This window comes from Oscillibacter sp., assembly GCF_032060045.1.
Taxonomy (GTDB): domain Bacteria; phylum Bacillota; class Clostridia; order Oscillospirales; family Oscillospiraceae; genus Oscillibacter.
This window is the reverse complement of the sequence record NZ_DAMBZJ010000001.1, coordinates 31,701-47,267: the sequence shown is the minus strand read 5'-3', so window position 1 is coordinate 47,267 and position 15,567 is coordinate 31,701. Positions and strand designations below refer to the sequence as shown.

10 protein-coding genes and 1 riboswitch are annotated in these 15,567 nt (G+C 57.5%); of the genes, 6 read left to right on the top strand and 4 right to left on the bottom strand.

Annotated elements, in window-relative coordinates; all coding sequences use genetic code 11:
- The first annotated feature begins 155 nt into the window (after positions 1–155).
- The 5 genes from glnA to RT018_RS00180 all read left to right on the top strand — a co-directional run bounded on the left by glnA (position 156) and on the right by RT018_RS00180 (position 10,187).
- The gene (glnA, locus tag RT018_RS00200) at positions 156–1,487 is read left to right on the top strand and encodes a type I glutamate--ammonia ligase (RefSeq protein WP_312938506.1); all 1,332 of its coding nucleotides are present in this window, start codon (positions 156–158) and stop codon (positions 1,485–1,487) included.
- Positions 1,488–1,637: 150 nt separating this feature from the next.
- Complete coding sequence (locus RT018_RS00195; RefSeq protein WP_312938505.1) at positions 1,638–2,186, top strand: ANTAR domain-containing protein; 549 nt, start codon at positions 1,638–1,640, stop codon at positions 2,184–2,186.
- A gap of 115 nt (positions 2,187–2,301) precedes the next feature.
- On the top strand, positions 2,302–6,834 hold the full coding sequence (gene gltB, locus RT018_RS00190; protein WP_312938504.1) for a glutamate synthase large subunit: 4,533 nt from the start codon (positions 2,302–2,304) through the stop codon (positions 6,832–6,834).
- A 13-nt stretch (positions 6,835–6,847) separates the two neighbouring features.
- A complete protein-coding gene (locus tag RT018_RS00185) occupies positions 6,848–8,251 on the top strand; it encodes a glutamate synthase subunit beta (RefSeq protein ID WP_312938502.1) in 1,404 nt (467 codons plus the stop codon).
- A 178-nt stretch (positions 8,252–8,429) separates the two neighbouring features.
- Complete coding sequence (locus RT018_RS00180) at positions 8,430–10,187, top strand: ammonium transporter (protein ID WP_312938501.1); 1,758 nt, start codon at positions 8,430–8,432, stop codon at positions 10,185–10,187.
- 131 nt (positions 10,188–10,318) lie between these two features.
- Here the strand turns inward: RT018_RS00180 and RT018_RS00175 are convergent, their stop codons facing one another.
- From RT018_RS00175 to dapA, 4 genes are all read right to left on the bottom strand, one after another.
- A complete protein-coding gene (locus tag RT018_RS00175; RefSeq protein WP_312938500.1) occupies positions 10,319–11,851 on the bottom strand; it encodes a sodium/proline symporter in 1,533 nt (510 codons plus the stop codon).
- Between the two features lie 145 nt (positions 11,852–11,996).
- The gene (gene dapD, locus RT018_RS00170; protein ID WP_312938499.1) at positions 11,997–12,692 is read right to left on the bottom strand and encodes a 2,3,4,5-tetrahydropyridine-2,6-dicarboxylate N-acetyltransferase; all 696 of its coding nucleotides are present in this window, start codon (positions 12,690–12,692) and stop codon (positions 11,997–11,999) included.
- Between the two features lie 74 nt (positions 12,693–12,766).
- Complete coding sequence (gene dapB, locus RT018_RS00165; RefSeq protein WP_312938498.1) at positions 12,767–13,480, bottom strand: 4-hydroxy-tetrahydrodipicolinate reductase; 714 nt, start codon at positions 13,478–13,480, stop codon at positions 12,767–12,769.
- Positions 13,477–14,364, bottom strand: a complete 888-nt coding sequence (gene dapA / locus RT018_RS00160; RefSeq protein WP_312938497.1) for a 4-hydroxy-tetrahydrodipicolinate synthase — start codon at positions 14,362–14,364, stop codon at positions 13,477–13,479. Before dapA ends, dapB begins: the two co-directional genes overlap by 4 nt.
- Before the next feature lie 110 nt (positions 14,365–14,474).
- Positions 14,475–14,640: riboswitch (Lysine riboswitch) on the bottom strand.
- A 244-nt stretch (positions 14,641–14,884) separates the two neighbouring features.
- Here dapA and RT018_RS00155 point away from each other — a divergent pair.
- The gene (locus tag RT018_RS00155) at positions 14,885–15,565 is read left to right on the top strand and encodes a response regulator transcription factor (RefSeq protein WP_312938496.1); all 681 of its coding nucleotides are present in this window, start codon (positions 14,885–14,887) and stop codon (positions 15,563–15,565) included.
- The last annotated feature ends 2 nt before the right edge of the window (positions 15,566–15,567 follow it).

Below are 15,567 nucleotides of genomic sequence, written 5' to 3'. Positions count from 1 at the left end.
AAAGGTTTGTTTCGCCGCTATAATTCCCACCAAGAGAGCGCAACGGGGCACCCTCAGGGGTTTTGCCGCGTTCTTTTTGTATCCGGCGCTTTACTACGCTATTTCGAAAAACCATGTAAAAAACGCAGGCTTTCAGTTGAAAGGAGACTGTTTTTATGAGCGGATTCAGCAAGGAAGATATTCTCCGAATGGTACAGGAGGAGGACGTTCAGTTCATCCGCATGCAGTTTACGGATATTTTCGGTCAGATGAAGAACGTGGCCGTTTCCGTCTCCCAGCTTGAGCGGGCGCTGAACAATCAGATTATGCTGGACGGCAGCTCCATCGAGGGCTTTGTCCGCATTGAGGAATCCGACCAGTGTCTCTGGCCGGATCGGGACACCTTCGCGGTGCTGCCTTGGCGGCCCCAATACGGAAAGGTGGCCCGGCTGATCTGCGACGTGCACAACCCGGACGGCGCACCGTTTCCCGGAGACCCGCGAAACGTACTAAAACGGGCGGTGAAGCGGGCGGCGGATATGGGGTTTACTTTTAACGTAGGGCCGGAGATGGAATTTTTCCTGTTTCAGACCGACGGCGAAGGCAACCCCACTACCGTCACCGGGGATCAGGCAGGCTACTTCGATCTGGGCCCTCTGGACCACGGAGAGGGAACCCGACGGGAAATCTGTCTGGCGCTGGAGGCCATGGGCCTCGAGGTGGAAGCCAGTCACCATGAGGTTTCCGCCGGTCAGCACGAAATTGACATGAAATATACCGACGCCATGAAGGCCGCCGACGGAATTATGACTTTCAAATTAGCGGTAAAGACCATGGCGCAAAAAAACGGGCTTCACGCCACCTTTATGCCAAAGCCGGTCTTCGGCGCGGCGGGCAGCGGTATGCATGTAAATATGTCCCTGTTCCGGGACGGAAAAAACGCTTTTTACGACGGAACGGACGCAAGAAAGCTCTCGCCGCTGGCCTATCACTTTATTGCGGGACTTCTTGCCCACGCCAGCGGCTTTTGCGCCGTGACCAACCCGCTGGTGAACTCCTATAAGCGGCTGATTTCCGGCTATGAGGCTCCCAACTGCCTTGCGTGGTCTTCCTCCAACCGTTCGGCCCTGATCCGCATTCCATCTCCCCGAGCGCAGGATACTCGGGTGGAGCTGCGCAGTCCCGATCCCTCCTGCAATCCGTATCTGGCGCTGGCCGTGTGTCTGGCGGCGGGACTTGACGGAATTGAGCAAAAGCTGACGCCACCGGAGGAATCGGTGGAAAACCTGTACGCCATGGACGCGGCGGCTCTTCGCCGCCACGGCATCGCCAATCTTCCCGCCACGCTGGAGGAGGCCGTTTTTGCCATGGAGGCCGACCGGGTCGTCACCGACGCGCTGGGTCCTCACGTCACTAGCCAGTATATTGCCGGAAAGCAGCGAGAATGGGTGGAATACCGTTCGCAGGTCACAGCTTGGGAGCTGGACAAATATCTTGTAACCTACTGATTTTTTCGGAGCTGTAAGCTGTAAACTGTCATGGGACGCGCAGGCGGCTGCTTTTATGTGCACCGCCGCAGCAGAGCGATCTACCTGAAAATTTGCGCTTGTCAGGAAAAACAGCGCGGCCTGTTGCCGGGGAGAGGAGGGATGGAAGCCATGTCCGGAATCATCGTCGCGTTTTCCAACGAGGAAGCGCAGCGGCGCACTGTGCAGCTGCTGGAATCGGGCGGCTATATTCCTGCCACCTGCTGCGCCACGGGGGCGGCGGCCATTCGCGCCGCAAAAAAGCTGGGCGGCGCATGCATCATCTGCGGCTTTCGCCTACGGGATATGACGGCAAACGATCTGGCGGCCTCCCTCCGGGGCGTCAGCGCCCTTCTGGTGGTGTCCACCGCCGCAAATCTCGACTTTTGCGAGGGGGAAAACCTGTTTAAGCTGGCCTCCCCCGCCCGCAAGGCGGATTTCTTCACCTCGCTGGAGCTGCTGCTGGCCTTTCGGGCAGCAAAACTCCGCCATCCCGCGCCGATGCGGAACGAACCGGAGCAGCGGCTGATCCGTCGGGCCAAAGAGCTGCTGATGGATATTAACCGCATGTCCGAAGCCGAGGCCCACCGTTTTTTGCAAAAGCGCAGCATGGACGCGGGCATGAAGCTGGCGGAAACCGCGCAGTTAATGATCGAAGCCTATACCCGCGGCCCCGGCTAACTCCCGCATTTTTGAAATACTTTCCCAGTTTTGCCCTAGGTGCATTTTAAAAACTGCCGCGGGGAGGAGCAATCCACCCTGCGGCTATCTTTATCACAGATAGGAGCTGTTTTCCATGATTGACCCTGCCCAGCGACACACGCCTCTTTACGACCCCCTTGTTGAACACGATGCCTGCGGCATCGGCGCTGTGGTGAGCCTGCGAGGCGAAAAAACCTGGCGCACGGTGGACGACGCGTTGAAAATCGTGGAAAAACTGGAGCACCGCGCTGGAAAAGACGCAGCAGGTAAGACCGGCGACGGCGTGGGCCTGATGCTGCAAATCCCTCACAAACTGCTGGCAAAGGCCGCGCTGGAGGAGGGTTTCACTCTGGGCAAAGAGCGGGATTACGGCGTTGCCATGCTTTTTCTCCCCGCAGATCGGCTTAAGCGCGCGCAGGCCCAGAAAATGCTGGAGATCATCGTCGCCAAGGAGGGCATGGAATTTTTAGGCTGGCGAGACGTTCCCATCCGTCCCGACGTTTTGGGTGAAAAGGCCCGAAGCTGCATGCCCCACATCTGCCAGTGCTTTGTTAAGCGCCCAGAGCGCTGCGCTCAAGGACTGGACTTTGACCGGAAGCTGTATGTTGCCCGCCGGGTTTTCGAACAGTCCAGCGTTGCCGCCTACGTCCCCTCCTTTTCCAGCCGCACCATTGTGTATAAGGGAATGTTTCTGGTGGGGCAGCTTCGGGAGTTTTATCCCGACCTCTCCAACCCGGATTGTGAAAGCGCCATGGCGCTGGTGCACTCCCGGTTTTCCACCAACACAAATCCAAGCTGGGAGCGGGCTCATCCCAACCGCTATATCATGCACAACGGGGAAATCAATACGATTCGTGGAAATGTGGACCGGATGTTGGCCCGAGAGGAAACCATGTTCTCCGCTGTTATGGAGGAGGATATGGACAAAATTCTTCCCGTGGTGGACCAGAGTGGGTCCGACTCCTCCATGCTGGACAACACGCTGGAATTTCTGATGATGAACGGCATTTCCCTACCTCAGGCGGTCATGATGTGCCTTCCCGAGCCATGGGCCAACGACCGCAGAATGGACCGGGAGAAGCGGGACTTCTATCACTATTACGCCACCATGATGGAGCCTTGGGATGGCCCTGCCGCCATCGTCTTTTCCGACGGGGACACGGTGGGTGCGGTGTTGGACCGGAACGGTCTTCGCCCTTGTCGCTGGTATCTTACGGATGATGAGACGCTGATTCTTTCTTCCGAGGTGGGCGTTCTGGACATTCCGGCGGAAAAGATTGTGAAAAAGTCCCGTTTGCAGCCCGGACGCATGCTCCTGGCGGATTTGACTTTTGGGCGTCTTGTGGACGACGCAGAGCTGAAGGGAAACTATGCCCGCCGCCGTCCCTACGGCGAATGGCTGGACCAGCACTTGATCCACCTCAAGGACATCTCCATTCCCAACCGGCAGGTGGAGCACCACCCACAAGAGCTGCGGGACCGGCTGTACAAAGCCTTCGGTTATACTTACGAAGAGGTGAAGGACTCTCTCCTTCCCATGGCACGAGACGGGGCCGAGCCCACCTGCGCTATGGGTGTGGATACGCCCTTAGCTGTGCTCAGCGAACAGCACCAACCTCTGTTCAACTATTTTAAGCAGCTTTTTGCGCAGGTCACGAATCCGCCCATGGACGCCATTCGGGAAGAAATCGTCACAGACACCACGGTTTATGTGGGTGCGGGCGGAAACCTGCTGCGGGAGCAGGCGGAAAACTGCACCGTGCTGGAAATTCAAAACCCCATCCTAACTTCTTTGGATTTAATGAAAATCCGTTATATGAACCGCCCCGGCTTCCATGTGGAAACCCTGTCTCTGCTGTATTACCCCGGAATGCCCTTGGAGCATGCGCTGGACCGTTTGTTTATCAACTGCGACCGGGCTTATCGTCAGGGGGCAAATATTCTGATTCTCTCTGACCGGGGCGTGGATGAAAACCACATGGCCATCCCCTCCCTTCTGGCAGTTTCTGCGTTGCAGCAGCATCTGGTGCGGACCAAGAAGCGCACCGCCCTGTCCATACTTCTGGAAAGCGCGGAGCCCCGGGACGTGCATCATTTCGCGGCGCTGCTGGGCTATGGTGCGCAGGCCGTCAACCCCTATCTGGCGCAGGAGTGCGTGGCGGAGTTGGTGACGGTGGGGCTTTTGGACAAGGATCCCGGCGCCGCCGTCAGCGATTACAACAGCGCCATTCTCCATGGCATCGTGAAAATCGCCTCTAAAATGGGAATCTCCACTATCCAATCCTATCAGTCCGCTCAGATTTTTGAGTGCGTAGGTATCCACCACTCCGTCATCGACCGGTATTTCACTAACACCGTTAGCCGCGTGGGAGGCGTGGGTCTTACGGAGATTGGCGAAGGCGTGGAGTGGAACCACAACCGCGCATTTGATCCCCTTGGGCTGGGTTATGACACCACGTTGGATTCTGCCGGAGCGCTCAAGCTGCGCTCCGGCCCCGATAAAGAGGACCATATGTATAATCCCCGCACCATTTTGCTGCTGCAAAAGGCCGCGCGGGAGGGAAGCTACGATACGTTCAAGGAATACGCCGCCGAGGTAGACCGAGCCGATAAACCCCACACTTTGCGAGGTTTGCTGGACTTCCGGTTTGACGAGGGCGGTGGCATCCCCGTTGACGAGGTGGAATGCGAGGACTCCATTGTCAAGCGCTTTAAAACCGGAGCCATGAGCTATGGCTCCATCTCACAGGAGGCCCACGAGTGCATGGCCATTGCCATGAACCGCATTGGCGGGAAATCCAACTCCGGTGAGGGCGGCGAAGACCCCGCCCGCTTCGGCACTGACCGCAATTCGGCCATCAAGCAGGTTTCCTCTGCCCGGTTCGGCGTGACCAGCGAATACCTTTGCAGCGCGGAGGAAATTCAAATTAAAATGGCGCAGGGGGCCAAGCCCGGCGAAGGGGGCCACCTCTCTGGGGCCAAGGTCTATCCCTGGATCGCCAAAACCCGCTGCTCCACCCCAGGTGTGACGCTGATTTCTCCTCCGCCCCACCACGATATCTATTCCATCGAGGATTTGGAACAGCTTATTTACGACTTGAAAAATGCAAATCGCCGCGCCCGTATCAGTGTGAAGCTGGTGTCCGAAGCAGGCGTGGGGACCATCGCCTCCGGCGTTGCCAAGGCGGGGGCGCAGGTGGTGCTGATCTCCGGTCACGATGGCGGCACCGGCGCAGCCCCCAAAAGCTCCATTCAGGGCGCGGGCCTTCCGTGGGAGTTGGGCGTTGCCGAGGCGCATCAGTCCCTGATTCAAAACGGACTGCGCAGCCGCGTGGTTATTGAAGCCGACGGCAAGCTGATGACCGGCAGGGACGTGGCCATTGCCTGCATGCTGGGTGCGGAGGAATTCAGCTTTGCAACCGCTCCGCTGGTGACCATGGGCTGCTGCATGATGCGGGTGTGCAATCTGGACACCTGCCCCGCAGGCATCGCCACCCAAAACCCCATCCTTCGCAAGCGCTTTTCCGGAAAACCGGAATACGTGATCAACTTCATGCACTTTGTGGCCCGGGAACTGCGGGAGCTGATGGCACGGCTCGGCGTACGCACCGTGGACGAACTGGTGGGCCGCAGCGACCTTTTGCGAGTCCAGGAAAAGCTTGTCACCCATCGGGCGGAAGCTCTGGAGTTGGGCGGGTTGTTGGGCAATCCCATGGGCGAACACGTTCCCCACTTTGACCCGGCGGACGTGTATGACTTCGGCCTTGAAAAGACGGCGGACATGCGCATTCTGATGGAAAAGCTGGGAAAATCCCTGAAGGGAAAACACAGCGGACGACTGGAACTGAATGTGTCCTCCACCGACCGGTCCTTCGGCGTGCTTTTCGGCTCCGAGCTTACCTCGCGGTGCAGCAATTCCTTGCCGGAGGACAGTTATGTCATCACCTGCCATGGCGGCGGAGGGCAGTCCTTTGGAGCGTTCATCCCCAATGGATTGACCCTGACGCTGGAGGGCGACTGCAACGACGGCTTCGGAAAGGGTTTGTCCGGCGGCAAACTGATTCTCTATCCCCCTAAAAACAGCGTTTTTAAGCCCGGCGAAAACGTCATTGTTGGCAACGTGGCCCTTTACGGGGCCACGGCGGGCCGGGCGTTTATCAACGGCATGGCAGGCGAGCGGTTCTGCGTGCGCAATTCTGGCGCTGTGGCGGTGGTGGAGGGCGTGGGCGACCACGGCTGCGAATACATGACCGGAGGACGCGTGGTCATTCTTGGTCCCACCGGCAAAAATTTCGCCGCGGGCATGTCGGGGGGCGTTGCCTATGTGCTGGACGAAAAGCACGATTTGTACCTACGGCTGAACAAAGAGCAGGTTCTGACGGACACGCTGACCGAGGCTCACGACATTCAGGAACTTCGCACCCTTATCGAAGAGCACGTGGCCGCCACCGGCTCTCCCAGGGGCAAAAAAATCCTGGCAGCATTTCAGTCCTATATCCCCTGCTTTAAAAAAGTCATGCCCATTGACTATGACCGGATGCTCCGGGCCATCGCCCAGCGAGAGGAAAAGGGCATCAGCCACCAGCAGGCAGAGATCGAGGCGTTCTATGCCCGGACGCAGGCATGAAGGGAGACAAAATATGGGTGAAATTACCGGCTTTTTAGACTATTCCCGTCGGGACGATACGCAACGTCTTCCTGCGGAGCGCGTGTTGGACTGGGACGAATTTCATGTCCCCCAAACCGATGCCGCGCGCGCCCAGCAGGGTGGGCGGTGCATGAACTGCGGCACACCTTACTGTCAGGCGGGAATGCTCTACGAAGGGGCGGTCTTCGGCTGCCCCCTTCATAACCTGATTCCGGAGTGGAACGACATGCTCTGGTCCGGCAACCGGAGCCACGCCCTGAGCCGCCTTCTCAAAACCAACAACTTCCCCGAATTTACCGGACGGGTCTGCCCCGCCCCCTGTGAAGACGCGTGCATCTGCGGACTGTACGGCGACGCGGTGACTATCCGAGACAACGAGCTGTGCGTCATTGAAGACGCGTTTTCCTCCGGCGGCATGAAGCGCCGCCGCCCCCCCCAGTGGTCCGGGAAAAAAATTGCTGTGGTGGGCTCCGGCCCCGCCGGGCTGGCAGCAGCGGACCAACTAAATCACCGGGGCCACTCCGTCACCGTCATTGAGCGAGAGGCCCAACTCGGTGGGCTTTTAACCTACGGCATTCCCAACATGAAGCTTGACAAATCCGTGGTTCAGCGGCGCGTCAACCTGATGACGGACGAAGGCGTATCCTTTGTCACCGGCGTGGACGCGGCAAAGCCGGAAACGGCCCAACGGCTTATGAACGAATACGACGCGGTGATTCTCTGCTGCGGCGCAGAGCAGCCCCGTCCGCTGGACTTTGACACAGAGGGACTGACGGGCGTTCTTTATGGCACGGAGTATCTAAAAGCCGCCGTGGAGCGGCAGATGTTTCATCAAGGAATCTCTGAAAGCTCGTTGGCACACGGCAAGGACGTGGTGGTCATCGGCACGGGAGACACCGCCTCCGATTGTGTGGCCACCGCCCTGCGGCAGGGCTGCAAGTCCGTCGTCCAGTTGGTGCGCCGCCCCAAGGAGGACTATCTTGCCGCCAACGGCACCCTTCCTGCGGACTATGCCCATAAGGAAGCCTCTGCGGTATTCGGCGCGGACCCCCGGCGCTTCGGCACGCAGGTCCAAAGCCTTGTGTCCAGAGAGGACGGCGCGCTGACCGCCGTCGTCACCGCCCAGGGCGATACGCTCCCCTGTGAGCTTTTGATTGGAGCCACCGGCTTTTCCGGCTGCGCGGAAGGTGTTTGTACCCCCTTCGGCGTGGAAAAAACCGACGCAGTTTTCACAGATGCCCGCCGTTTTTCCACAAACGCGGAAAAGGTTTTTATCGCCGGAGATATGCGCCGGGGCGCGTCACTGGTGGTCTGGGCCATCGCAGAGGGACGCACGGTGGCCGCAGAGGTGGACCGATTTTTAAGCGGCTACACGAACCTTGTTGGAAGTGTATAATACTGCAGAATTTTTTATGCACCATGCTGTTTTTCTTGAGAAATTCGCCAGTTGACGCACATTCGTTTTCGTAGTAAAGTCATACCAACATAACTGGCAAAGGCGCCGAAGAGAGCAAACCGCTCTCCGGCGCCTTTGCCAATTTTTGTAGCTGTGTGCAAACAGAGGAGGAAAAACTATGAGTGCAATCGACACCCTATGGGTCCTACTGGGGGCTACGCTGGTCTTTTTTATGCAGGCCGGCTTTGCCATGGTGGAAACCGGATTTACCCGTGCCAAAAACGCAGGCAATATCTGCATGAAGAACCTGATGGATTTCGTCTGCGGCACCATTGTCTATTGGCTGATTGGCTTTGGCATCATGTACGGTGCAGAGCTGATTCCCGGCTTAATGGGCACGCCGGCGATGGCCTCGTCGCCAGACACGGACTGGACCTTTCTTATCTTTCAGACGGTTTTCTGCGCCACCGCCGCCACCATTGTCTCCGGTGCCTTGGCGGAACGGACGAAATTTAAGAGCTATCTTATCTACTCCGTGATCATTTCTCTGTTCGTTTATCCTGTTTCCGGTCATTGGATCTGGGGCGGCGGCTGGCTCAGCACGTTGGGTACGTCCGGCGGGCTTCTACCCAACCTTGGGGCATATGGCTTCCACGATTTTGCAGGCTCCACCGCCGTGCATATGGTGGGTGGACTCAGCGCATTTATCGGCGCGATGATTTTGGGTCCCCGCATCGGAAAATACGGAAAGGACGGCAAGTCCCGCGCCATTCCCGGCCACTCCATTACGCTGGGCTGTCTGGGCGTGTTCATCCTGTGGTTTGGGTGGTTCGGGTTTAACCCTGCCTCTTCCCTCGCCATTGACGGACTGACTCAGAACGTGGGCCGCATCTTCGTCACCACCAACATGGCCGCCGTCACCGCGACGCTCATCGCCATGTGCATCACCTGGGTGAAATACGGCAAGCCGGACGTGTCCATGACGCTGAACGGCTCTCTGGCGGGCCTTGTGGCCATCACCGCCGGATGCTCCACCGTCACTGTCACCGGTGCGGCCATCATCGGGATTCTGGCAGGCTTCATCGTTGTTTTTGGTGTGGAGTTTATCGACCAGAAGCTCAAGATAGATGATCCGGTGGGGGCCGTGGGTGTTCACGGGCTATGCGGCGCGGCAGGCACTCTACTTGTGGGCGTATTTGCTTATTTTGACCCCTATACAGACGCAGAGATACTGACCCGGGGCACAGGTCTGGGCCTTGTTTACGGCGGCGGCGGCGCCCAGCTTGTGGTGCAGCTTATCGGCGTTTTGGCCGTGGCCGCGTGGGTGAGCGTCACCATGACCTGCTTGTTCCAGATCATCAAGCATACCATCGGTCTGCGGGTATCCCGTCAGGAAGAGCTGGAGGGTCTGGATTCCACTGAACATGGCCTGCTCAGCGCCTATGCCGATTTCGCAGTTGCCCGCAGCGATTGCGACGAAGAAGCTCCTCTCGGCAGCATCCCTGTGCGGGAAGCCGTCCCCGTGGAACTGGTGACGCCCGCCGCCGGAGATGCCATCCCGGTTGCCCCAGCCGGAGTCAAAATCACAAAAATTGAAATCCTCTGCAATCAAGGCAAGTTTGACGCGCTGAAAACCGCTCTGTTCGACATCGGCATCACCGGCATGACCTGTACCAATGTGCTAGGCTGCGGCGAGCAGCGGGGCGCAAGTGAATATTATCGCGGCGTAAAAATGGAGGTCAATATCCGGCCAAAGCTGAAGGTGGATATTGTGGTGTGCAAGCTGCCTGTCTCTCTCGTGGTGTCCACCGCCAAGAAAGCGCTGTACACCGGTCACATCGGCGATGGAAAGATTTTTGTCTACGATGTGGAAAATGTCATCAAAGTCCGCACCGGTGAAGAGGGCTACGACGCCTTGCAAGACGACGTTGGTTGAGCCTTCCCCGCGGAACATACACACCCCCTTCTAAACGGAAACCGCCCGGAGCTGTTGCTCCGGGCGGTTTCCGTTTTCTCGTTGTCTATTTTCCGAGGGAAAATCTGCCGCTCGTCAGAGCTGGCAGTTCGTCACATGGCCTTCACGGCGTCGAAGTCGTCGGTAATCTCATGGCCAGGAGCCCGGGTTGCAAGGCTGACGATGACAATAAAGACACAGGCGGTCAAAAATGCGGGCAGCAGCTCGTAAATGTTCCACGCGCCGCCCAGAGGACGCACCAGATACTTCCACACAAACACCACGATGCCGCCAGAAATCATACCCGCCAGTGCCCCCTGCCAAGTGCTCCGCTTCCAAAATAAAGCGGACAGAACCACCGGACCAAAGGCCGCACCGAAGCCCGCCCACGCAAAGGACACAATGCCGAACACAGAGCTGTTGGGATCCCGCGCCATCAGCATGGCAATCAGCGCAATGCCCAACACCGTCAGCCGGGCCGCAGTCACTCTTTTCTCTTCACTCATTTTCACATGGAAGCACTCGCCCAGCAGATTTTGGGACACGCCGGAGGCCGCCGTCAGAAGCTGAGAATCTGAGGTGGACATCGTGCTGGCCAAAATCCCCGCCAGCACCACACCGGCAAGCAACGCCGCAGGAATGCCAAAAGTAGACAACAGGCCCGACAGCCGTACGATAATGGTTTCGGAGGCAGAGCCCTCCAAAAATCCGATTCCGCCCGCCACAGTGACGCCATAGCCAACAATGCCGATGAAAATGGCCACTGTCATGGAGATCACCACCCAAACGGTGGCAACCCGGCGGCTGAGGCTCAGCTTCTGCTCATCCTCAATGGCCATAAACCGCAGTAGAATGTGGGGCATTCCAAAGTACCCAAGTCCCCATGCAGAAGTGGAAATAATGGTAATCAGACTATAAGGAACAGCGACGTTTTCCGCGCGGTTGTGGCTTAGAGCCATGCTCAGATAGCCCGGAAGCGCCCGGGCATTGTCCATCACCACGTCCAGTCCTCCCGCTGCGTTCACGCCAAACAAAAGCACAATCAGCAGGGCAATGGTCATGACAATACTCTGAATAAAGTCGGTGGTGGAAGCGGCAAGAAAGCCGCCCATGGTGGTGTACGCCACAATCACGATGCCGGAAATCACCATTGCGGTCAGATAATCCACGCCGAACAGGCTGTTGAACAGCTTTCCGCAGGCGGCAAAGCCCGAGGCGGTGTAGGGAATAAAGAAAATTAGAATCACCAGAGCAGAAATCCCCGTCAGCACATGCTTTTCATCCCCAAAGCGTTTGGAGAAAAACTCCGGGATGGTGATGGCGTTCAGTCGGTGGGTATACAACCGGATACGCCGGGCCACGATCAGCCAATTGAGATAGGTGCCCATGGCAAGTCCCACGGCGGTCCAGCCCGCATCGGCCACACCGGTGAGGTACGCCACCCCCGGTAGGCCCATCAAAAGCCAGCTGCTCATATCGGAGGCTTCGGCGCTCATCGCCGTCACCAGTGGGCCAAGCTTGCGCCCTCCCAAATAAAAGTCATCCGTCGTCTTGTTCTTTTTCGAGCAGGCCGCGCCGATTGCGACCATCACAGCCAGATAGACGAGAATTGAGATAATAATGCAGGTATTTGCTGTATTCAGCATAGTTTCTAGTCTCCTTTGCACACAAGTGCTCTATAATATATCACGTTTTCCCTTGAAAGGGAATACGAAATCCCGCATAAAAACGTTTTTATGCGGGATTTCGCCAATATCATCAATTTGTCTGCGTCTGAACCGGCTTCTCGGCTTACAGCCTTCGCAGCGCATCCACCAGAGCGGTCTTCCCCTCGGTCTTCTCGTCCTTCATTTTGACAATCCGAGCGGGACAGCCTGCCACCACGGCGTTTTCAGGCACGTCTTCCACCACTACAGCTCCAGCGGCCACCACCGCGTTTTTCCCAACGTGCACGCCCTCGATCACCACGGCATTGGCACCCACCAGCACGTTGTCCTCCACAATCACGGGCGTTGCGGAGGCAGGCTCCACCACCCCGGCCAGCACCGCGCCGGCCCCGATGTGGCAGTGTGCGCCCACCGTGGCCCGACCGCCCAGCACCGCACCCATGTCGATCATGGTGTTGGGGCCGACGATGGCGCCAATGTTGAGAATGGCGCCCATCATAATCACCGCGCCCTCGCCAATCTCCACCTTTTCGCGGATGATGGAGCCTGGCTCAATGCGGGCAGAAACGTTTCTTGTGTCAAGCAGCGGTACAGCGGAGTTTCTCCGGTCGCTTTCCACGACCAGATCTGTGATATTTGCCTTGTTTTCCTCCAAAAGAGGGCCAAGCTCCCCCCAGTCGCCAAGCACGGTGAAGCTTCCGTTGGAGCCGAAGACCTTTGCGGATCCAAAGTCCACAGGACTGACGGTATTCACATAGACCTTTACAGGGGTCTTTTTTTCAGAATTTGCAATATAGTCAATAATCTCTTGAGCATTCATTTGTTTTTAATTCCTTTCCATCGGCTTCCCGTACCTACCCAACGCGGTATCCGCGCTACCCAGTTAAAATTCTATTATCCGAACAGAAGGTCCTCAAGGGCGTAAAAGCCCGCAGGCCTTCCCGCAAGCAAACCCGCCGCGTGGAGCGCGCCGTTTACAAAAATCAGGCGGCTGGTGGCCCGGTGGGTTATGGACAGTTCCTCGTCCGGTCCAAAGAAGGAAACCGTATGGGTCCCCGCCACGGTGCCGCCCCGCAGGGCGTGAACGCCGATTTCCTTTGTGGTCCGTGCGCCGGTGTTTTCTTCCCGCCCATAGACGGGGGTATATTCCCCGGCCGGATCGATGGCGGAGAGAAGCAGCTTTGCCGTGCCGCTGGGTGCATCGGCCTTTTGATTGTGATGAATCTCCTCGATCTCAATGTCAAACGCAGGCTTCAGTGTGTCGGAAATTTGGGCCAATGCCCGGCAGAACACCGCGATGCCAAGCGAAAAATTGGCGGCGTGGAGCACCGGGGCAACGCTTCCAAGCCCACGTAGCTTCTCCAGTTCCTCCGGCGTATAGCCCGTGGTTCCGGACAGCAGGGGCGTGCCAGTACGGCGGACGTAGGCATCAATCGCGCATAACGTCTCTGGCCGGGAAAAATCCACGGCCATATCCGCCGCCGCAAGCGTGTCAAGCTGCACAAGGCTTTCCCGGTCCAACGCGGCAACCACCTCGTGGCCCAGTTCTGTAGCCCGCTGCACCAACAGTTTCCCCATTTTTCCGTGTCCAATCAGTATGAGCCTCACAGCAGACCTGCCTCCTGCATCGTGGCCTCCAGTTTCTGTTTTGCGTCCCCGTTCATCTCATAGAGGGGCAGGCGCATGGGGCCGACATTCAGCCCCATCAGATTCATGGCAGTCTTCACGGGAATGGGGTTGACTTCCAAAAACAAATCGTTCATCACCTGCAAATACCGCAGGTGCTGCGCAAGTGCCTTTTCTCGGTCGCCATGGAGAAATTCCGTGACGATTTCGTGGCATTCCTTCGGCATCACATTGGCATACACGGAGATCACGCCGCTGCCGCCGATGGAAAGCAGCGGGATGGTGATGTCGTCATTTCCGGAATAGAGGGCAAAGTCCGGCCCGATACAGTGTGCAATTTTCATAGCGTAGCCCAAATCGCCGGATGCTTCCTTAATGGCGGCGATATTGGGGTGCTTTGCAAGACGCTCCACCACGGACACGGGAATGGCGCAGCCGGTGCGGCTTGGAACGTTGTAGAGAATGCAGGGGATATCCACCGCGTCTGCCACGTCGGCAAAGTGGTGGTACATGCCCTCGGCATTGGTCTTATTATAGTAAGGGGTAATCAACAGCAGCGCGTCGGCCCCCATGGCCTGATAGCGCTTTGCGTACTCCAACTGTGTGGCGGTGCAGTTGGACCCGCTGCCCACCACGACCGGAATCCGGCCACCCACCGTTTTCAGAGTGTGGGCCACCACTTCGCCGTCTTCCTCATGGGTCATGGTGGCGGATTCACCAGTAGTCCCCAAAACCAGAATGGCGTCCGTCCCAGCGGCAATCTGCCGCTCCAAAAGCTGGGTCAGAACCTCAAAATTGACGCGCCCGTCGTCGTGAAACGGCGTGACCGTGGCCACAATAGAACCCTGTACATGATCAAATTTCATAGTGTTTCCTCCATACGTTGATTGTTTAAGCAACAAAAAATCGGCAGAGAAAACGCTCTCTACCGACAATCGCCCCCACACCAATCTACCAAGCGTGCGGAAGTACCCTGTGAGCAGATAGCGCACCCGCGGTTTCCCGCGGACAGTTCCGGAGATCTTCTCTCCGGACCCACCAAAACGGCATACCTGCCGGTTCAGTTCGGCGAAATCGCTTCCGCTGCGATCATTGCCTGTCGGCTCCCGCAGCGCCGTCTCATCCGCGCCTCTATCCTAATTGAGGCTATCATAGCATCTTTCGGATCGGGATTCAAGAGCGAGTTTTCGACCGGGAGAAGAAAAATTCACAAAATTCTGCGGCGGGAGGACAAAAAGTGAAGCGTTGCGCTAAAATTGGAAATGGATTATACTATCACCTGAAAACACGAATTTATCAAACGCACCATTTTGGCGCGTAAAACACAGCGGTTTCCCATTTCAAAAGCACCTGCGAAATGGGCGAGCGCATAGGGAGGTACGGAATTTGAACGGCTGCCGCATTTTAATTGTGGAGGACGACCCGGTGATTTCTGGGGCCATAGAGGCACATCTTGAAAGCTGGGGCCACCGGGTCATCCGGGTGGAAGACTTCCAGAATGTGATGGTGGAATTTGCCGCCGCCGCACCGCAGATGGTGCTTTTGGATGTGTCGCTTCCATTTTTCAACGGATATCACTGGTGTACGGAGATTCGGCGGGTATCCAAGGTTCCCATTCTGTTCATCTCCTCCGCCGGAGACGACATGAATCAAATCATGGCCATGAACATGGGCGGAGACGATTTTCTGGCAAAGCCGTTTGATTTGAGCGTCCTCGCCGCCAAGGTGCAGGCGCTGTTGCGCCGGGCCTATGATTTCGGAGAACCTGCTCAACTTTTGTCCTGCGGCGGGGCGGTTTTGAACGTGTCCGACGGGACACTGACCGCCGGGATTGAAAAGCTGGAGCTGACCCGCAACGAGCTGAAAATTTTGCAGATGCTTTTGGAACATCGGGGCCGGATTGTCAGCCGCGAGGCTCTGATGACCCGCCTGTGGGAATCCGACGCATTTGTGGATGAAAACACCCTGACGGTGAATGTGGCCCGCCTGCGCAAGAAGCTGGAGGCGGCGGGCCTAGGAACGCTGATCCGCACGAAAAAGGGCGCGGGTTATCTGGTGGAGGACTGAGC